General features: G+C 36.8%; 15 protein-coding genes. 8 read left to right on the forward strand and 7 right to left on the reverse strand.

Annotated elements, in window-relative coordinates; all coding sequences use genetic code 11:
- Positions 1-8: 8 nt before the first annotated feature.
- The 4 genes from OS139_RS00655 to OS139_RS00670 all read right to left on the reverse strand — a co-directional run bounded on the left by OS139_RS00655 (position 9) and on the right by OS139_RS00670 (position 4,107).
- Entirely contained in the window at positions 9-494 is a 486-nt protein-coding gene (locus OS139_RS00655; RefSeq protein WP_002286069.1) for an ECF transporter S component, read from the reverse strand.
- Entirely contained in the window at positions 484-1,296 is an 813-nt protein-coding gene (locus OS139_RS00660) for a hydroxymethylpyrimidine/phosphomethylpyrimidine kinase (protein ID WP_002331770.1), read from the reverse strand. The genes OS139_RS00655 and OS139_RS00660 overlap by 11 nt, the downstream gene beginning before the upstream one ends.
- A 138-nt stretch (positions 1,297-1,434) precedes the next feature.
- A complete protein-coding gene (locus OS139_RS00665) occupies positions 1,435-2,967 on the reverse strand; it encodes an AMP-binding protein (RefSeq protein WP_002331771.1) in 1,533 nt (510 codons plus the stop codon).
- A 108-nt stretch (positions 2,968-3,075) separates the two neighbouring features.
- Positions 3,076-4,107 carry a tyrosine-type recombinase/integrase gene (locus OS139_RS00670; RefSeq protein WP_002306726.1) on the reverse strand — a complete coding sequence of 344 codons (1,032 nt, stop codon included), beginning with the start codon at positions 4,105-4,107 and terminating at the stop codon, positions 3,076-3,078.
- Positions 4,108-4,839: 732 nt separating this feature from the next.
- On the opposite strand from OS139_RS00670, the gene OS139_RS00675 reads away from it, so the two are divergent.
- Positions 4,840-5,826, forward strand: coding sequence for a DUF2382 domain-containing protein (locus OS139_RS00675; protein ID WP_002331772.1), 987 nt, complete (start codon positions 4,840-4,842; stop codon positions 5,824-5,826).
- A 148-nt stretch (positions 5,827-5,974) separates the two neighbouring features.
- Here OS139_RS00675 and OS139_RS00680 read toward each other — a convergent pair whose 3' ends face one another.
- Together OS139_RS00680 and OS139_RS00685 are read right to left on the reverse strand one after the other, a co-directional pair.
- Positions 5,975-7,315, reverse strand: coding sequence for a sensor histidine kinase (locus OS139_RS00680; RefSeq protein ID WP_002297809.1), 1,341 nt, complete (start codon positions 7,313-7,315; stop codon positions 5,975-5,977).
- Positions 7,316-7,319: 4 nt separating this feature from the next.
- Positions 7,320-7,994 (reverse strand): response regulator transcription factor, encoded by a 675-nt coding sequence (locus OS139_RS00685; protein WP_002286063.1) that lies wholly within the window; start codon positions 7,992-7,994, stop codon positions 7,320-7,322.
- Between the two features lie 221 nt (positions 7,995-8,215).
- On the opposite strand from OS139_RS00685, the gene OS139_RS00690 reads away from it, so the two are divergent.
- From OS139_RS00690 to OS139_RS00700, 3 genes are read left to right on the forward strand one after another with little or no spacing between them, the layout of a single operon-like run.
- Complete coding sequence (locus OS139_RS00690) at positions 8,216-9,289, forward strand: ABC transporter permease (RefSeq protein ID WP_002286061.1); 1,074 nt, start codon at positions 8,216-8,218, stop codon at positions 9,287-9,289.
- Positions 9,290-9,294: 5 nt separating this feature from the next.
- Positions 9,295-9,981 carry an ABC transporter ATP-binding protein gene (locus tag OS139_RS00695; protein WP_002286060.1) on the forward strand — a complete coding sequence of 229 codons (687 nt, stop codon included), beginning with the start codon at positions 9,295-9,297 and terminating at the stop codon, positions 9,979-9,981.
- A gap of 7 nt (positions 9,982-9,988) precedes the next feature.
- Positions 9,989-10,636, forward strand: a complete 648-nt coding sequence (locus OS139_RS00700; protein WP_002306728.1) for a TetR/AcrR family transcriptional regulator — start codon at positions 9,989-9,991, stop codon at positions 10,634-10,636.
- Positions 10,637-10,708: 72 nt separating this feature from the next.
- Here the strand turns inward: OS139_RS00700 and OS139_RS00705 are convergent, their stop codons facing one another.
- Positions 10,709-12,100: a helix-turn-helix domain-containing protein gene (locus OS139_RS00705; protein WP_025476751.1), complete on the reverse strand. Its 1,392-nt coding sequence runs from the start codon at positions 12,098-12,100 to the stop codon at positions 10,709-10,711.
- Positions 12,101-12,356: 256 nt separating this feature from the next.
- Between OS139_RS00705 and OS139_RS00710 the strand changes: the two genes are divergently transcribed.
- The 4 genes from OS139_RS00710 (at position 12,357) to OS139_RS00725 (ending at position 19,978) form a co-directional block, all read left to right on the forward strand.
- Entirely contained in the window at positions 12,357-15,746 is a 3,390-nt protein-coding gene (locus OS139_RS00710) for a vWA domain-containing protein (RefSeq protein WP_016627972.1), read from the forward strand.
- A 2-nt stretch (positions 15,747-15,748) separates the two neighbouring features.
- Positions 15,749-17,170 carry a SpaH/EbpB family LPXTG-anchored major pilin gene (locus OS139_RS00715; RefSeq protein WP_002331774.1) on the forward strand — a complete coding sequence of 474 codons (1,422 nt, stop codon included), beginning with the start codon at positions 15,749-15,751 and terminating at the stop codon, positions 17,168-17,170.
- On the forward strand, positions 17,167-19,044 hold the full coding sequence (locus OS139_RS00720) for a SpaH/EbpB family LPXTG-anchored major pilin (RefSeq protein WP_002306734.1): 1,878 nt from the start codon (positions 17,167-17,169) through the stop codon (positions 19,042-19,044). Before OS139_RS00715 ends, OS139_RS00720 begins: the two co-directional genes overlap by 4 nt.
- A 91-nt stretch (positions 19,045-19,135) precedes the next feature.
- Entirely contained in the window at positions 19,136-19,978 is an 843-nt protein-coding gene (locus OS139_RS00725) for a class C sortase (RefSeq protein ID WP_002286052.1), read from the forward strand.
- Positions 19,979-20,069: the final 91 nt, after the last annotated feature.

Raw genomic sequence — 20,069 nt, forward strand, 5'->3', positions numbered from 1 at the left:
TTTTTCAATTAATATTGCTTCCGTGCTTGAATACGTTGAAGACTTGCAGTTATAGGAAAGGCAAGTCCCATTCCAATCAGATTTTGGAAGATGTTTCCTGGTATAGAAGCCACTCCAGCCGGCCAATCATACAAAATCCAACCGGCGATACCATAGCCGATGATCATAACTAAGCTTCCTAATAAAAGCCCTAATCCCCACATACGAGTAGAAGATTTGCTGAAAGAACCAGCAACATATCCTTGTAACCCGTGGATCACTAATGAAAAAACTGCCCACTGCGGATATCCTGAAATCAAATCGATCAATAGACCACTGGAAGCACCAACAACTAATCCACCCGTTGGACCATAAAGAAAAGCAGCGGTATAGATCCCGGCCTCGCATAATGTCACAAATCCATTCGTAGCCGGTACAGGGATCAAAATTGTTAATGAAAGGGCAACTGTCAACGCAATCAGCATAGCATAGATCGTTAATTGCTTAGTTTTCATTTCTCATTCCTCCTTTTTCAATACCGCCAGACCAGACGCTTCCGGTATGATCGTTCATCAGCACGCCATTAGAAATACAATGGGCAACAAATTTTTTACTTTCTGCTACTGCTTTGGTAAAATCTGCCCCTAACACAAGATTCGCTGTTATTGCAGAAGAAAAGGCACAACCGGCCCCGTTTACTGTTGTAGTGTCGATTTTTTTATGAGAAAATATCTCATAATGATCAATTGAATAGAGAAGATCCACAGCTTCATCTCCAGCCATCCTTGTGCCGCCTTTGATCACAATGTTTTTTGTTCCTGAAGCAGTGAGTTCTTTAGCGAGATGGATCATTTCTGTTAACGAAGAGGGAAGAGATTGACCAGAAAGTAAAGCAGCTTCTGCCAAATTAGGCGTAATCATCGTAACAAGTGGAAAAAGTTCTTCGATGAGCTGCGAAATATACAATTGATTGATCACAGCTTCAGTTTCTTTGAATGCCAAAACAGGGTCTAAAATGATTGGGATATTTTGTTTTGTTTTTATGAAGTCTCGAACAACCATGATTGCTTCACTTGAGTTCAATAACCCAATTTTGATACCATCTAATGAAGTCATTTTATCAATCGAAACTAACTGTCGTTTAAGCAATTCCAAAGATATAGATTCCAGCATAAATCGCTCATTAATATCTAGTGCCCCTATAGAAGTCAAGGCGCTTAGTCCGAATAGACCAAAATTCTCAAAAGTTTTTAAATCTGTTTGGATTCCTCCACCAGCAAATGGATCAGAACCGCCAATTGTCAAGATTCTTTTCATAACATTTTCCTCCATGAATAAGAGTATAACGAAATTTTCAAAAAATAAAAACAGCCAATTGGCATATTTTTATCTCATCCAATTTAAAAAAACAAAAAGAAAAGAAAGACCAAAATGGATCTTTCTTTCCTTAAATAGTTAGGACTTTTGTGATTTTAATTCTTTCTCGATTTGAAGCCGTTGCACTTTCATTGTAGCTGTTCGCGGGATTGCATCAAAATTACGGATGATAGGGACGTTCAAGCGAGGAAGTTCATGGACTTGCTCCCACCATCGATTCCAATCCATTTCTTTATCAGGAGCTAAAGCAATAATCGGTTGTGGAGAATGATTTTTATCCCTTACAATCACTACTTCTGCCAAAAAATCTAACGAATCTAATAAAAAGTCTTCAATAGCTAATGTACTATTGATCGTTTCGATCAAATCCACTTGCCGATCTTTCAAAAATAGGTGGCCATGCTTATCCATAAAACCGTAATCTCCGCTATCCCACCAATCGCCATAAACATTTTCCTGGAACCGTGCATCTTCCTTGTAATAAGTCAAAGCTCGTCCTTTAGACAGTAATTGTATATGACCATCTGTGTTTTCAGGTAGGACATTCCCAACTGAATCTGTAATCCGAGCGCTTGTCATGTCTTCCAGTCCAACGCCCATATCTCTTGCATCACTTGTTTTCAAACTCTCTAGTGTATGAGCCTTAAGAATCATTGGTCCGCATTCACTTTGGCCATATACTTGAAGAAATACCGCATCCTGTGCCATCGACGTTCGCAAAAATGTCTTCATTGTCTGGTTGTTTATAGCATCAAAAGTGGAGTGATAGTATCGGATACCCGAAAAAGCTTCTGGATGCTCCTTAGCAGTAAAACGCCACTGAACAAAGTTATTCGGATGGGTCTCTAGTGCAATTGGCCGGTGAGCTTCCAACATATGAACAACTTTTGAACTTTGTGCGTTTGCTAAAGGCATCATAGGAAATCCCATGGACATCAAAGAAGAGATACCAATATTGAATCTGGAATGCACTGGAGAGATGTGAAAAGCGATTAATTTCTTTTCCGAAATTTTTGTGAAAACTGTTTTTTGCCATTTCGTCCGCCATCCCATAGAATGAGCAGAATGACAAATAAGTTTAGGGATACCAGTTGTACCAGAAGTATGAGTCATATAAGAAATTTCATTTTTGTCTAAAAATGATTGAGAAACAGACAAAGCAGGTTGTTCCATTAAATAAAGAATAGGAATCTGTTTTGATTTTGTTCCATTTGAAATTTCTCTCACTCGCTTTTTTGTCTCATCATCAAATAAAATGAAAGGGTCTTCTAAACGATCGATAAATACTTCCATTGTTGTTGTTGGTAGATGATAAGAAGTCATGACAGGCACTGCACCAAGGTAAGACACAGAAACAGCTAGAAGGTATGTGTCAAAAGCGGAACTCTTATAAATAATAACTTTGTCTCCGGATTTCACTCCAAGATGAGCCAATTGATAAGCCCGTTTCAACACACTTTCGCAGCATTTTTTGTAAGTTGTTTCAAGTCCTAATTCTGGGAAAGCTGAAAGTGGCTCATCAAAGATAATCGGGGTCTCGGAAAAGTTAGCTGCAGCTTCTTGAAAATTCGTAAATAAGTTCAAAGGGGAATACGTTATGGTCTCCATCATTCACACTCCATTATCTTTTGTTAAGTAATATACAAATTCAAGATAATCGTAACATAATCCTTTATATAATAACATAGTTTATTGTGAAAAAAAGATCATACATTTGTTTTATATGGAAGAAACCTGAACGAATGCCGCTAATTCGTGATAAGAAAAATCAACCATCTTTTCCCAGATATCTTGAAAAGAATGGGATGAGAGGTATCGATTACCACATAAATAATTTACCGCGTCAGCATCATCTAAATATAGTTCTGCATAATAACGATATGTTTTTCTGCATAGTTCTGGCGATACGTTTTTATATACTGTAATTTTGCTCAAAATTTGGCGAATAGTCCGAGGAGAAATTTGCTGATCATGTGAGGAACGAAAAACAAAAGAATTTTCGTCCGTATTTTGTGCTGTTAACTTAAAATAGTTCTCCAGAAACGGCATCGCTTCTTTTGGTATTGGTACTTTATTCAGTCTGTTTTCTTTTCTATTCAGATTAAGAATCTGCTTGGTCAAAGATACATCTTTACGTTTAAGTTCTACTACTTCATGGATCTTTAATCCGCAATACAGAAGAATGGCAGTAATTGCAAGGTTCCTCGGTCGATTCTTTTCTTCAAAGCTAGCTTCTCTGCTTGTTCGAAAGCCTTCAATCGGGATAAACAAATGCTCAAAATCTTTGAAAAGTTCTGCATCGATATATCGCGGAGCTGCTTTGGTTGTTTCCGGTAAACTTGTACCCAAAAGAGAAATCTCTTCTTCAATCAGTCCTTTTTGATACAAAAATCGTAAAAAATGATTTAATGAATATTGCTTCCTTGAAATCCCGTAATAGCTATTTTCAAACAATTGCTCCGTTTCTTGGTTCGCTGTAGTTTGGAACGAACGAGTATGTCGATAGATTTTAGCTAAGAAATTCTGATAATCTTGTTTTTCTAAATGGATAATCAGCTGATCATCCACTTCTTCAGAAAATACTTTTCTCAAATAATCAGTAAACAGATGAAAATCTTTTGCGTATTCATAGCGACTGCCTAATGAAAGGGAAGAACGATTTTCTTCTAAAAACTGTTGAAAGACGGAAGGGAGCAAGTGTGTACGTTGCTTTAACTTTTCTTGCAGTTGTTTTCTAGTTTTGCTGTCCATTACAAATTCCCTCCAATAGTGTTCATTTTCTATATTTTACCGCATTTCATCAAATGAAGATAGACAGTTTGTCTTGATCTTAGGAAGCAAATTTTTAACTGTCTTTTAAAAGTACTAGCTAAAAGATATGAAGTAAGAAGATACATTTTTAGTTATTTTATTAGTGCAGTCATTCTTTTGATCTTTTAATTGATTTATCCTCTTTTTAGCTATGTGGTTACTTCATGAGCAATGAAATGGATTTGGTTCGTTCTAATGGCAGGAGGCTCTTTCTTTTATTTCCGAAAAATTAGAAAACATTTTTTCAGAATCGATTGGCTCTCCATTTATTCAATAATGGTTTGTCTAACGATATTGTTGGGATAATTCTTAAAGAAGTATTAGAAACAGTTGGTACTTCATTACTTTACATAAAGATTTATTCTATGGTAGGAGCAATTATATTGAGAATTAATCCTTTTTTATATAAGTTATTTGCTTATTGATGGATTGGATAAATTAAACCATCACAACGAGTGGAAATTATATGAAATTTTTCATAAAAATTCATATAGAAACAAATGACATTTTATTAGAATATGACTTTCATTAACATAAATGTTTTCAAATTTCAATTAAATTGTTTTAATCAAATTCCAATCTAAATATTTGTAGAAAACAATCGTCTCCTATAGAATAAATTTATAAGTAACAATATACCAATCATAAATCTATTTGCTAGGAGGAATTTACATGGAAGAGAAAAATTTAACGGTCATCGGAAGCTATAGTACGAGGGAAGAAGCATTATCAGTAATTGAACGGTTGCGTAACGAAGGGTATGAACGAGATGATATCGTTATTTATACTACTGATGAAGCAGCATCTAGACTAGGATTTGACGGATTGTCTGGTATAGATGTTGAAACAGATGAAAATCGGATGGATGGTGAAGAAGACCGTTCTTTATGGGAAAAAATAAAAGATACTTTTTCTTTTGATACCTATGATTCTGAGACGGCTACACCAGAAAATGATCCTTTATATCAATATAGAGGAGATATTTCTGATGGAAAATTTGTCATCACAGTAAAAGGCTATCGTCAGCCAGAAACAACAGAAGATACAATGGATACACAAGATACTGTTAGCCCAGCAAGCACAATGGGGACTGGATTAGAAACTGGCACTGGAACAGATCCAATGGACGTAGGTGTCACGACAGGCTTTCAAAATACAACGGATCCATTTAATATGACACCAGGAACTGATCCGATGGACGTACCTGGCGAGACTGATACAATGGGTACAAGCAAGACTGAAGACATCGATCGCAAACCAAATCTAGATGATGATACAATTCAACTAAAAGAAGAAAAATTAGATGTAAATACACATGATGTGACAACTGGAGAAGTCGACATCCACAAACATGTGGTCAACGATACTGAAACGGTAGAAGTACCGGTCAAACGTGAAGAAATCGTCATCGAACGCAAACCAGTAACAGATCAATCTTCACAGGGAACAGACGAAAACTTGGAAGATGACACGATTACTATCCCAATCAAAGAAGAGCAAGTAGATGTAAGCAAACATACAGTTGTTCGCGAAGAAGTTGGGATTCATAAAGAAGAACATGAAGATGTTGAAAAAGTGACAGAAGATGTTAGCCGAGAAGAATTGGATATTGACACAAGCGGTGATGTACACATTGAAGACCGCAATAAAAAATCGTAAACGTAAGCTAAAGAGGTTGTGACAGAAGTGGTCAGCTTAAAGAAATTTCGGCTTATTTCCGAAGAAGCTACTTCTGGAACACCGTTTATTCGCAACAAAAAAGGGCTGTGACAAGATTTTTGTCACAGCTCTTTTTTAGGGATAAGCATTATTTTTTAGGCTTCAACGGCAATTGGACTTTAAAATCGACTCCTTGTGGAAGATAATTGGATACAGAAATTTGTCCATGATGCTGTTCGATTACCTGTTTTGCAATTGCCAAGCCAAGCCCGTATCCGCCAGTCTCTTTCGCCCGAGATTGATCTTCCCGATAAAATCGATCAAAAATCCTTGCTTGATCTTCTTCACTGATAGAAGGGCCAGTATTCTTTACGTGAATCAGCCATTCTTTATGGTTAACAGATGAATCCAAAATGATCTTATCTTCTGGATTCGTATATTTTAATGCATTATCCAGCAAAATAACCAAAACTTGATGGATTTTTTTTTCGTCAATTGGCACTTCTAATGTTGCATCGTTATGGAGAATAAACTCTTTTCCATCTATGGTGGCCATCTCTTGAAATGGTTTAACAAGTTGTTCGATATATTCTTGTGTATTGATCATTTGCTTTGAAAGCAGCTGCTGATCAGAATCATTCCGAGCGATTGTCAGCAAATCCGAAGTCAATCCAGTGAGGCGCCTCGTCTCTGACAATGCTTGAGCGATGCTTTCGGATTCTTCAATAATAGTATGATTAGGCTTGGTAAAAAGATGTTCCAAACTATTTTGAATAATCGTTAACGGTGTGCGCAATTCATGAGAAGCATTCTCAACAAATTCTTTTTGTCTTCTCCAAGAAAGAATAATAGGGCGCATGCTTAGACTAGACAAGTAATAACTGATACCAATAGAGAGAATCCAAAAAACAATCATACACAAAATCATAATCGTGCGAAAAGTCGCTAATGAATTCTTGATTTGATTTGTATTTTCTAAAATTTGGATGTAGGCAACGCCATCTTGATTCGTCTCCGCTTTTTTCGTAATCGAACGGAAAGAGAGGGCAGATGAGCCACTGTCTTCATTTAATTCAATATTTTGGATGGTATTCAGATTTTTCGTATCCATTTTTAATTCTTTGATTTGGTTGAAACGCCCACCAATAGCTGCTTTATTCAATATCTCACCATTTTTAGACCACAAGATCACTTGAGTGTTAAAACGGTCATTTGATGGTTCCATTAATGGCTGTTCCATGTTTGTTCTGTTTTGTTCCGTTTGAGTCGGGTTTAAAAAGGGATCGCCTTGCTGATATCTTTGTATCTCTAATTGTACTGTTCGAGAATCAAAATTTATTTTCTCTAATGACAGATCTGTTTCTCTGTATGCAGATTGGTTTAATATCTGTAAAGTAATGAATCCCAAAAGAAAAAAGATAAAAGCAAATGCTGCTACATTTGTCGCAAAAAAGCGACTACGTTGCTTTCGTGTAATATCTCCATTCATTGTATCACACCCTTTGCAGTATATAACCGACATTACGTAAGGTTTTGATTTCTTTATCCAATCCAGTACTTCGCAGATGTTTTCGTAAGTTGCTCATATAAACTTCAATAACTGTAATCGTCGTATCAGAATCAAATCCCCAGATCCGGTCAAATATCTGCTCTTTTGTCAAAATGATTCCCTTATTTTGTAAAAAATAAACGAGCAATTCAAACTCTTTTCCTTGTATGGGCAAAACTTGTTCTTTATACAAGACTTCATTGCTTTTTAAATCACAACTGATATCCTTATACTTCAGAACATTTTCATCAAAGAGACCTAGCGAGCGTTTCAATAATGCTTTCACGCGCATGATCAGTTCTTCTCGATAGAAAGGTTTTGTTAGATAATCATCTGCACCTCGTTCAAATCCTTCAATCTTATCTTCCAAACTATCTTTTGCAGTCAAAATCAATACTGGAGTCTGTATTTTTTCTTTCCGTATTTTTGCTAACACTTCATATCCATTCATTTCCGGCATCATCAAATCCAAGATTGCAAGATCATAAACTCCACTTTCCAACTCGAACAGTCCTTCACTACCATCATAAACTTGTGTTATCTCGCCGATTGCAGCGAGTATTTCTTTTATATTATTGGATAATACTTTATCGTCTTCTACTACTAATAGTTTAATCATTTTCCCACCTCATTGATTTGGTCACTTTAGTTTATCATGGAAAGCATAAATAAGGCTTAAATAAATTTTTTATGACTCATGTTAAGGTTTTATCGAAAGATGTCTTAGACAATTTATTGATAAGAAAAAAACAACACAAGTGACAAATTGTCACTTTGGAGTTACACTATTCAACAAGTGACATTTTGTCACTATCAATCTATCATAGGGAGGAAAAACAAATGTTTCTAGCTATCAAAGAAATTCGCTATTCTAAATTACGATATGGCTTGATCGTCGGTATTATGTTCTTGATTGCGTATGTCGTATTCATGTTGTCAGGACTAGCGAATGGACTTTCAGAAGAGTTTAAAAAAGCAATCGATGATTGGGACGCACAAGAGATTGTTTTGTCGGAGGATGCAAATCAAGTATTTGCAGCTTCACAATTAACAAGAGGAGATCTGAAATACATTGAAGGAGGAGAGAAAGCACCAATCGGATTGTACAGCGGAGCAATCAAAGGAAAAAACAAAGAAAATGTTACAGTTTTCGGCACAACGAAAGAAGCATTTTTATTACCAAAACTCACGAAAGGGCATGAATTTAAAACAAAGAATGAAATCATCATCTCTCAAAATCTAGCTGATTCAGGCTATAAAATTGGAGATACGATCAAAATTGGCAGTTACGACGATCCTTTGACGATTGTCGGTATCTTTCCTGAAACTTATTACACAGTTTCTCCCGTCATCTATGCGTCCCTAGATACGTGGACTGCTTTGAAGTATGGACAACAGCCGTTTGCTTCTGAAGAAGAACAGCCGATCAATGGGATCGTAATAAAGGATTCAGCTAAAATTTCGAAAGAAAAAGCATCGAAGGGTCTACAGTTATTAACTATTGGGACATTCATTGAAAGTATTCCTGGCTATTCTGCCCAAAATATGACCTTAAATGCGATGATATACTTTTTGTTCTTAGTGGTTGCTGCCGTGGTCGGTATTTTCATGTACGTGATGACACTTCAGAAGACTGCTATTTTTGGAGTAATGAAAGCACAAGGGATCAAAAATTTCTTCATCGCTAAATCTTTAGTAGCACAGTCCTTTATTGTTGGGGTGGTAGGCGTTCTGCTTGCTCTTTTGTTTGCTTATTTGACTAGTCTGATTTTACCAAGCGCGATGCCTTTTGCTGTTTTTTGGTCACAATGGTTGCTATATAGTGGGATTTTGATCATTGTCGCAATGCTAGGCGGATTGTTTTCGATACGTACGATAACCAAAGTAGACCCAATTACAGCAATAGGAGGTTAATAAAAATGAAAAAAATATTAACGATGAAAAAAGTTACCAAAACATTTGGTTCTGGTCATACAAAGGTCTCAGCTTTGAAAGCAATTGATTTTTATGTAAAGGAAGGAGAATTCGTCAGCATCATTGGTCCTTCTGGTTCAGGTAAAAGTACTTTCCTTACCATTTCAGGAGGATTGCAAACACCGACTTCCGGAGAAATAGTGATCAACGGTCACTCACTAACTGAGCTTCCAGAAAAAAAACGAGCAGATTTACGCTTTAAAGAAATAGGATTTATTCTCCAAAGCTCTAATTTGATTCCTTTTTTAACGGTAAAGGAACAATTTGAACTAGTTGACCAAGTTACTTCAAAAAAAGAAGATTCAACAAAAATCGATTCCTTGCTGCAATCTTTAGATATCCAGTCACTTAAAAATAGTTATCCTAAAGACCTTTCTGGTGGAGAAAGACAGAGAGTGGCAATTGCTCGCGCTTTATATAATGAGCCAAGCTTGATCTTAGCAGACGAACCAACAGCTAGTTTGGATACCGATCATGCATATGAAGTCGTCAAATTACTAGTTAAAGAAGCTCATGAGAAACAAAAAGCGACTATTATGGTTACTCATGATGTCCGTATGATTCAATGGAGTGATCGCGTTTATCGAATGGAAGATGGGTACTTGACAGAAGAAGAGAAAAAGAAGGAATGAATCCTTCATGACAATGAAGGGCTATCCACGTATAATCAGAGATAAAGGAGAGATGTGGATGCCAAAAGAAACTTTTTTCAATTTATCGAAAGCAAAGAAACAGAGAATCGATGACCTATTACTGGAGATATTTTGCTCACAGCACATCAGCCAAGTCAAAGTCTCAGAGATTGTTGACAAGATGGGGATGTCGCGCGGTGCTTTTTATAAATATTTTCAAGATTTGGAAGATGCTTATTTGTATACGATCAAAAGCAGTTCTCACATAGTCCATCAAGATATCTTAAAATTCATTAGCGAAAACAAACAACATTTCTTTTTGGGGATCGAAAAATATTTAGAGTGGTGCTGCGACTTAGATCACGAAAGTATCTATTGGCAAAGGTTATACTTGTTAACCCAGCGAAATGATCAGCAGACAACCAAACGTAGAGAACTATCGGCTGATTCTCCAATGAACAAAAAATGGCTGGAATTATTAAGAATCAATCATTTCTCCATTCAATTGTCGGAAGAAGCAGTTAGTTTCCTATATTTTTCCATGTCCCTCGTAATGAACACATTGACGGATCTCATTGCAAATAATTGGACAAAAGAAGAGTTGTTAAAAGACTTTCGCTATAAATCTCGTTGGATTGCTGAAGGAATACAATAAAAAGAAACAGCTATGTGTATTTGTCCTGAAATTTTTATCAGGGTGGTTTATACATAGCTGTTTTTTGATTATTCATAACTCGAATAAGCGGATGAGTTCTTCTTCATTTGCGAATGACAGACTATCATCAATCAATATATGAGGAACATGGGCATTCAAAATGGGTTGATTCGTAACAATCAGATCATACTCGAGAAGATTGTATTTCGACAGCTGATCTTCAGTAATAGCAGTTGTCTCAGAGTGAATTTTATGCACAGCAAGAATATCACTGATATATTCTTCAATATATTGACTATGTCGAAGACTTAAGTCACTGATGATCAGTATTTTTTTATCAGAAGTATAATGGTGAATTTCAGGATTACCGATAAGCATCCAAAAGATATAGCTAGATAAATAATAAATCAGATTCTGATTCAGTAGAGTGGAATAAAATTGAAGTTCTGCACGAAATCCAGCATATAGACGTATCTGGCGGTGTTGCATCTGCTGTGCAAAGTAAGTTGCACGGATTGTCAAATGAGTCGTATTGTATGGGAAAATACGGGAGAAAAAATAAATTTGCGTTAATAATTGAACAACATATTCTTCGTTTTTTTCTTTGCAATCAGAGGATGAAAACGAACAGTAGGACATATTTTTTCGTATCTGCTCACTGATTTCATTTTTTTCTTTCTCCGAAAATTCTGAAAAAATCGTATTGACAAAATAGTTCACTACTTTTATATAGCTGCTGTACTTCAATTTTCCTAAGAGATTTTTCAAGATTAAGAAGTCTTTTTTATCGATATTTATCAACTGTACATAAGAGTCTCCAGCTTTCCATTCAAATGGAGTTCCTTGGGATTCTCTCATGAGATGCACAACAAAATACATAATAAAGAAAGATTGCTCATATGGGCTTTCTTCCTGAAACAAATTCAACTGACAATTATTCTTGACCATAATTTCTTTGATCTTCTTTTTTTCGATTGGAAATGGCAACGTGCGTCTTCCGTAGTAACTTAAAAAGAAAAAGGTGACAAAGATACGCAACTGGAGCTCACTTTTAAGGCTAGTTAACTGAAAACCTTGGTCAACGATCACTTTTAATAAATAGCTTTCTAAAATTTGATTGCATTGTTTCAACTTACGTGTAAAAGAAGACCGGCTGATGGAAATTTTTTCACAATAATACTCGATTGTTTTACCCGGATTGACAATAATCTCATTTAATAAACGACTGTTTGTAGAACTTTGCGACATTTCCATCAGAACATTTAAATAAGCTGGTACATTCAAACGTTCAAGACGATACCCCAATTTTTGTGAAGATTGAATCGTTACATCCGTTCCCCAGCGGATTTTGATCTCTTCGATATACCTTACAAATGTAGATTCTGAACTACCAATTCGTTTGGCAAGTTCTTTTTTAGTCATCCACTTGTCAGAAATGGACAGAATTCGAATGATTTTTTCCATCTTTCTATAGTTTCCTTCCAACAACCTGATCATATGTTTTTCTCCCTCAACCCTTTTCTTTCAATGAAACGCTCATTAATCGAAGGAATCAACTTCATAAATGAAACCAATTGGTATGAAAATTGGTGTGATTCCCTTTAGCGCCCTTCGTATAATAATTATCATATTAAAATAAATAAAATTATGTAACGCCTGTTTATTTTAATAATTTTCACTATTCACGTCAAAACAGAAAAAAAGAAAAAGGAGGGGAAAAATGACGACCACAGGGAAGAAACTGAAAGTTATTTTCATGCTGATAATATTGAGTTTATCAAACTTTGTGCCATTATCTGCAATAGCAGACACTACAGATGATCCAACAGTTTTAGAAACAATTTCAGCTGAAGTCATTTCAGATCAGTCTGGAAAAAAAGCACTGAACATCAAGCTAAATGCGAATAACACCAGTGCTGAAAAGATAGAAAAAGAAATTGATCTAGTCGAAAATTACTTAAGTGATGTGGAAAGAAAAGAAGGAGATGGCTATGCTTATCAGGTAAATAGCGGGAAAATTACGTTGGAAATCTCATCAAACACTAAACAAACTATCGATCTGAGTTTTCCAATCGATCCAGCACTTTACCACAGCCAGGCAAACAAGCTGATCCTCGATAATAAAGAATATGACATTATTGATGAGACAGAAAATAAGAAAGATACAGATGTGTCAGTACCAAAGGTAGACGAAATAGAAGAAGAATCATCAAAAGAAAACGAAAATTCTGTCAGCCCATTTACATTGCCTACATTATCCTTGCCAGCTGTGAGTGTGCCATCTAATCAAACGATTCCTACAGAATATACAACAGATGATCAGGGCACTTATCCTAAAGCCAGTTGGCAACCTACAGGAAATACAAATGTTCTTGATCATCAAGGCAATAAAAACGGAACAAATCAATGGGATGGTATAAATTCTTGGAATGGAGATCCTAATGATCGGACCCATTCGTATATCGAATATGGAGGAACGGGTAATCAAGCAGACTATGCGATACGAAAGTATGCAAAGGAAACAAGTACACCCGGATTGTTTGATGTTTATTTGAATGCTCGTGGAAATGTACAAAAAGATATCACGCCTCTTGATCTCGTATTGGTCGTAGACTGGTCAGGAAGTATGAACGACAATAATCGGATCGGTGAAGTAAAGATTGGTGTCGATCGTTTTGTCGATACTTTAGCAGATAGCGGTATCACAGACAAAATCAATATGGGATATGTCGGCTACTCAAGCGAAGGATATAGCTACAGTAACGGTGCAGTACAGATGGGTTCATTTGATTCAGTGAAAAATCAAGTAAAATCCATTACACCTTCACGGACAAATGGTGGTACTTTTACACAAAAAGCACTAAGAGATGCAGGAAACATGCTATCCGTTCCAAATGGACATAAAAAAGTGATCGTTTTGCTGACGGATGGTGTACCAACATTTTCCTATAAAGTACAGCGGGTACACGCACAATCAAGCAGCAATTATTACGGAACTCAGTTTTCTAATACGCAAGATCAGCCGGGAAATACTTCTCGAATCTCAAATAGCTATTATGCACCTGACCAAAACAATCTATCCAGAAGAATCGACAGTACGTTTATCGCAACCATCGGAGAAGCGATGGCACTCAAAGAACGAGGAATCGAAATACATGGTCTTGGCATCCAACTTCAAAGCGATCCGGCAGCTGGTCTCTCAAAAGCAGAAGTAGAGTCTCGTATGCGACAAATGGTTTCATCAGATGAAAAAGGCGATCTTTACTATGAATCAGCTGATCATGCAACAGATATCTCTGAATACCTAGCCAAAAAAGCTGTACAGATCTCAGCAACTGTAAGCAATGGACAAATAAATGATCCAATCGCAGAACCATTCATTTATCAGCCTGGTACACTTTCAGTCAAGAGTGTGGGGACAAGTCCTACAACGGTCACTCCATCTATTTCCATAGAAGGAAATACCATCAAGAGCAATCAGATCTATTTAGGAAAAGACCAAGAAATCCAAATCCATTACCAAGTGAGAATCCAAACAGAAAATGAGGACTTCCATCCAAATTTCTGGTATCAAATGAACGGCAGGACAACTTTCCAGCCAAACATTGATACCAATGAATTAGCTGAATTCGGTATACCATCTGCTAAAGCTCCCGGAGTCAGTCTTCACATCAAAAAGTTATGGGAAGAATTTGACAACAATCTAGCTGATCGTCCAGATCAAGTTACTTTTGAGATTCAACGGGAACATACGACAAATGCTGCAGCTTGGAAAAACGGATATATTCGAATCATTAAACCAGCTAAAGATACAACAAATACGTGGGAACGTGCAGACATTGACAAATTATCTGCAAATAGCGGAGAAAGTTATCAAGAGATATTATCACTACCTCAATACAATAATCAAGGTCAAGCATTCAGTTACCAAACAATCAAAGAATTACCTGTACCAGGATACGATTCTCAACAAATAGATGCAATGACATGGAAAAATACTAAACAATTCACACCGTTAAACTTGAAAATAACGAAAAATTCCTCTACAGGTGAAAAGAATCTCATCGGTGCTGTCTTCAAATTAACAGGAGATTCTATTGATACTTTACTAACAGATCATGGCGACGGAACCTATTCTCTTCCAGAAAATGTCAAATTGCAAAAAGAAATGACCTATACGCTGACAGAAACAAAAGCTCCAGAAGGTCATGAATTAAGCAAAAAGACTACTTGGGAAATCAAGATTGCTTCTGATGGTACGGTAACCATTGATGGAAAAACAGTCACTACTTCCGATGATACGATCCAGTTGACCATTGAAAATCCTTTTGTTGAAATTCCTATAGCAGTACGTAAGTATACGATGCAAGGGACGGACAAAGAGATAAATCTTAAAGGAGCAGCATTTTCCCTACAGAAAAAAGAAGCAAACGGTGCTTATCAGCCAATGGACAGCCAAACAACGAATGAAAAAGGCCTTGCCATTTTTGATTCACTCACACCTGGAGAATACCGAGTCGTTGAAACAGCTGGTCCTGCCGGATATGATACTTCGCCGGGAAATTATGAATTCCAAATCGATAAATATGGAAAAATCATTTACACGGGAAAAAATACCGAGATGACAAATAATGTATGGACGCTCACTCATCAAAATCGACTAAAATCGTTTGATCTAACGGTACACAAAAAAGAAGACAACGGACAGACATTAAAAGGAGCCAAATTCAGACTGCAAGGACCAGAAATGGACTTAGAATTGCCAAAAGATGGACAAGAAACAGATACCTTTCTATTCGAAAATTTAAAACCTGGAACTTATACGCTGACCGAAACTTTTACACCAGAAGGATACCAAGGTCTAAAAGAGCCAGTTACTATAGTTATACACGAAGATGGGTCAATTCAAGTGGATGGACAAGATCATGAATCTGTTCTGTCACCAGGAGCCAAAAACAACCACATTTCTTTAGACATCACGAATCAGGCAAAAGTACCATTACCTGAAACGGGAGGAATTGGCCGTTTAGGAATCTATCTAGTAGGGATGATTGGTTGTGCGTTTTCTATTTGGTATCTTTTTTTGAAAAAAGAAAGAGGGGGCAGCTAAATATGAAAAAACTTGGTTGGCTTAGTGTGTGTCTCTTCTTGTTACTATTTAAACCAGCTTTTACTCAGGCAGCAACAGAAACAGAAACAGAAATGGTTCAGATTACTTTACACAAATTGCTTTTCCCAAACGGGCAACTGCCGAAAAATCATCCAAATGACGGACAAGAAAAAGCTTTATTACAAACGTATCGAGGATTAAATGGTGTCACATTCCAAGTTTATGATGTCACAGATTCTTTTTACCATCTACGGGAAAAGGGCAAAACGGTAGAAGAAGCACAAGCAGAGATCGCAAAAAACGGTGCGTCTTCCGGTATGTTTACCGCAGAAGCAACAACTACAACTCTTAACAACGAAGATGGTATCGCTTCTTTTTCTCTGGCCGCTAAAGATCAAGAAAAAAGAGATAAAGCGTATCTTTTCATTGAATCCAAAGTACCAGAAGTCGTCAAAGAAAAGGCAGAGAATATGGTAGTTGTTCTTCCTGTACATGGACAAAACAATCAAAAACTTTCAACTATCCATTTGTATCCTAAAAATGAAGAAAACGACTACCCTGATCCACCTTTTGAGAAGGTATTAGAAGAGCCTAGAAATGATTTTACGATTGGTGAAAAAATCACTTATTCCTTGCATACGACAATTCCTGTAAATATCCTTGACTATCAAAAGTTCGAATTGTCAGATAGTGCGGATGAAGCATTAACGTTTTTACCTAATAGTTTAACGATTTCATCGAATGGAGAAAAGCTGACAGAAGGCTTTGTCATACACAAGAAACCTCACGGATTTGATGTTTTATTTTCGATCCCTTCGTTGGAAAAATATGCTGGAAAAAAACTGACCATTTCTTATCAGATGCAGCTAAGCAGTACAGCACAGGCGAACAAGGAAATCAACAACAACGGAACACTGGATTTTGGTTTTGGTATCAGTACAAAGAAAGTTTCTGTATATACAGGGAGTAAGCAATTTGTCAAAATCGAGACAAATAAACCAGATAAACGATTAGCTGGCGCAGTATTCCTTATTAAAAACAAAGCAGGAAATTACCTCCAGCAAACAGCCAACGGATACAAGTGGACAAAGAACGAATCAGATGCGCTTCACCTGATTTCCGATAAAAATGGCGCTTTTTCAATTTCCGGGTTGAAAACAGGAAGTTATCGATTAAAAGAGATCGAAGCACCTTCTGGTTATATTTTAAGTGAAACAGAAATTCCGTTTACCATTTCAACTTTTCTTTCTGAGGATAAAGAGGCGGACAGTATATTGAAAGTAGTCAATAAAAAAGAAAATAGCCGTCCATTTCTTCCAAAAACAAACGAAACGAAAAATACACTTTTAGGCGTTGTTGGTATGGTATTCGCAAGCTTTGCAATCTGGTTGTTTATCAAAAAAAGAACAGGAGTGAAAAAATGAAAAATCATAAAAAAATAAACGTTATGTTAGGAGTCCTTTTCCTTATTTTACCATTACTCACAAACAGCTTCGGCGCAAAAAAAGTGTTTGCAGAGGAGACAGCAGCTCAAGTCATCCTTCATAAAAAGAAAATGACTGATTTACCCGATCCTTTAATCCAAAACAGCGGGAAAGAAATGAGCGAATTCGATCAATACCAAGGATTAGCCGATATTTCATTTTCAGTTTATAACGTCACTCAAGAATTTTATGCGCAACGAGATAAAGGAGCGTCCGTGGATGCAGCAAAACAAGCAGTCCAGTCTTTGACTCCTGGTACACCAGTTGCTTCAGGAACGACAGATGCTGATGGAAATGTCACTTTATCTTTACCTAAAAAACAAAATGGGAAAGATGCAGTCTACACGATCAAAGAAGAACCAAAAGACGGAGTGTCAGCTGCCGCAAACATGGTTTTAGCTTTCCCTGTATATGAGATGATCAAACAAGCAGATGGCTCTTATAAATACGGGACAGAAGAACTAGATACTATCCATCTCTACCCTAAAAATACAGTCGGTAATGATGGAACGTTGAAAGTTACAAAAATCGGTACTGCCGAAAACGAAGCACTAAATGGAGCAGAATTTATTATTTCTAAAGAAGAAGGAACACCAAGCGTCAAAAAATACATCCAAAGTGTCACAGATGGATTGTACACTTGGACAACTGATCAAACCAAAGCCAAACATTTCATTACTGGTCATTCTTATGACATCGGCAACAATGACTTTGCCGAGGCATCTATTGAAAAAGGCCAGTTGATCGTTAATCATTTAGAAGTTGGAAAATATAATTTAGAAGAAGTAAAAGCTCCTGATAATGCGGAAATGATTGAAAAGCAAACAATCACGCCTTTTGAGATCCTGGCAAATAGCCAAACACCAGTAGAAAAGACCATCAAAAATGATACGTCTAAAGTTGATAAAACAACACCTCAATTGAATGGAAAAGATGTCGCAATCGGTGAAAAAATTCAATATGAGATTTCTGTCAATATCCCATTAGGTATCGCTGATAAAGAAGGAACGCAAAACAAGTACACAACATTCAAACTTATCGATACTCATGACGCTGCTTTGACATTTGATAATGATTCTTCAGGAACGTATGTTTATGCCTTATATGATGGAAATAAAGAAATCGACCCAGTAAATTATTCTGTCACTGAGCAAACAAACGGATTCACGGTTTCAGTTGATCCGAATTATATTCCTTCATTAACTCCTGGCGGTACATTGAAATTCGTTTACTATATGCATTTGAACGAAAAAGCAGATCCAACCAAAGGATTTTCTAACCAAGCAAATGTCGATAACGGGCATACAAATGATCAAACACCACCGTCAGTCGATGTCGTTACTGGGGGCAAACGATTTGTTAAAGTAGATGGTGACGTTACATCAGATCAAACACTTGCTGGAGCAGAATTCGTCGTTCGTGATCAAGATAGTGACACAGCGAAATATTTATCGATCGACCCATCCACAAAAGCCGTCAGCTGGGTATCGGCGAAAGAATCAGCAACGGTTTTTACAACCACAAGTAACGGTTTAATCGATGTGACAGGTCTAAAATATGGCACGTACTATCTGGAAGAAACGAAAGCGCCAGAAAAATATGTTCCATTAACAAACCGTGTAGCATTTACTATCGATGAACAATCTTATGTAACAGCAGGACAGTTGATTTCTCCTGAAAAAATACCAAATAAACACAAAGGTACACTTCCTTCAACAGGCGGTAAGGGAATCTATGTGTATATCGGTGCAGGAGTAGTCCTTCTACTGATTGCTGGACTGTACTTTGCTAGACGCAAGCACAGTCAGATTTAGTCTTTTTGCAAGAATTGGAAAAAGGAGCAGCGGATTACGCAAATGCTCCTTTTTCTTTTATTATCAAACAGTCATCACAAGGAGAACACAAATGAAACCAAAGAAAAGGAAACTTCTAGATCTGCTGATGCTTTTCTTGCTTCTCTCAGGAATAGGGATACTAGCTTATCCATTTGTTAGCGACGCGCTGAATAATTATCTGGATCAGCAGATCATCTCTCATTATCAGCAACAAGCGGTCAAAGAAAATGAAGAAGTCATGGCTAAAATCCAAGAAAACATGACAAAGAAAAACCAGCAATTAGCAAAAGAAGGTGGAAATCCAGGTGCAGATCCCTTTACTAAGAAAAAAGAACCTGCGAAAAAGGATAGAACCTATTTTGAGAAACATACGATCGGTATTTTGACGATCCCTGAGATCAATGTCCATTTGCCAATTTTTGATGAAACGAATACTGTGCTGCTAGAAAAAGGTGCCTCATTATTGGAAGGAACGTCTTATCCTACGGGGGGAGAAAATACACATGCCGTTATTTCCAGCCATCGAGGACTGCCTCAAGCAAAGTTGTTCACAGACTTACCGAAACTGACTTTAGGTGATTCTTTCTATATCGAAATCAATGGACGGACACTCGCTTATCAAGTCGATCAGATCAAGACGGTAGAACCGACTGATACAAAAGATCTGAGAATCGAAAAAGGGCAGGATTTCGTGACACTCCTAACTTGTACACCTTATATGGTCAACAGTCATCGCTTACTTGTCAGAGGGCACCGGGTTCCTTATCATGCAAAAGAAGTTCAAAAAGAAGTACAGAAAGTATCCGAGAACAAACGATTTTTCCTGTATGGATTGTTAGCTGCATGTATACTGATTTTCCTCCTTCTTATATATCTTTTTCGTCAATCGTTCAAAATAAGAAACAGAAGTTAGCTATTCCTCATTTCTATAATATATCTATTCGAATCGTTCCGTAAACAAACAGGCTGAAGTTTGAAAAAGAAAACTTCAGCCTGTTTTTATG

This window comes from Enterococcus sp. E4-223 (assembly GCF_035727065.1).
Lineage (GTDB): Bacteria > Bacillota > Bacilli > Lactobacillales > Enterococcaceae > Enterococcus_B > Enterococcus_B faecium.

Excerpts from the sequence above, each read along its gene's own strand:
- OS139_RS00655 (WP_002286069.1), bottom strand. The coding sequence starts at position 494 with ATGAAAACTAAGCAATTAACGATCTATGCTATGCTGATTGCGTTGACA.
- OS139_RS00660 (WP_002331770.1), bottom strand. The coding sequence starts at position 1,296 with ATGAAAAGAATCTTGACAATTGGCGGTTCTGATCCATTTGCTGGTGGA.
- OS139_RS00665 (WP_002331771.1), bottom strand. The coding sequence starts at position 2,967 with ATGATGGAGACCATAACGTATTCCCCTTTGAACTTATTTACGAATTTT.
- OS139_RS00670 (WP_002306726.1), bottom strand. The coding sequence starts at position 4,107 with ATGGACAGCAAAACTAGAAAACAACTGCAAGAAAAGTTAAAGCAACGT.
- OS139_RS00675 (WP_002331772.1), top strand. The coding sequence starts at position 4,840 with ATGGAAGAGAAAAATTTAACGGTCATCGGAAGCTATAGTACGAGGGAA.
- OS139_RS00680 (WP_002297809.1), bottom strand. The coding sequence starts at position 7,315 with ATGAATGGAGATATTACACGAAAGCAACGTAGTCGCTTTTTTGCGACA.
- OS139_RS00685 (WP_002286063.1), bottom strand. The coding sequence starts at position 7,994 with ATGATTAAACTATTAGTAGTAGAAGACGATAAAGTATTATCCAATAAT.
- OS139_RS00690 (WP_002286061.1), top strand. The coding sequence starts at position 8,216 with ATGTTTCTAGCTATCAAAGAAATTCGCTATTCTAAATTACGATATGGC.
- OS139_RS00695 (WP_002286060.1), top strand. The coding sequence starts at position 9,295 with ATGAAAAAAATATTAACGATGAAAAAAGTTACCAAAACATTTGGTTCT.
- OS139_RS00700 (WP_002306728.1), top strand. The coding sequence starts at position 9,989 with ATGACAATGAAGGGCTATCCACGTATAATCAGAGATAAAGGAGAGATG.
- OS139_RS00705 (WP_025476751.1), bottom strand. The coding sequence starts at position 12,100 with ATGGAAAAAATCATTCGAATTCTGTCCATTTCTGACAAGTGGATGACT.
- OS139_RS00710 (WP_016627972.1), top strand. The coding sequence starts at position 12,357 with ATGACGACCACAGGGAAGAAACTGAAAGTTATTTTCATGCTGATAATA.
- OS139_RS00715 (WP_002331774.1), top strand. The coding sequence starts at position 15,749 with ATGAAAAAACTTGGTTGGCTTAGTGTGTGTCTCTTCTTGTTACTATTT.
- OS139_RS00720 (WP_002306734.1), top strand. The coding sequence starts at position 17,167 with ATGAAAAATCATAAAAAAATAAACGTTATGTTAGGAGTCCTTTTCCTT.
- OS139_RS00725 (WP_002286052.1), top strand. The coding sequence starts at position 19,136 with ATGAAACCAAAGAAAAGGAAACTTCTAGATCTGCTGATGCTTTTCTTG.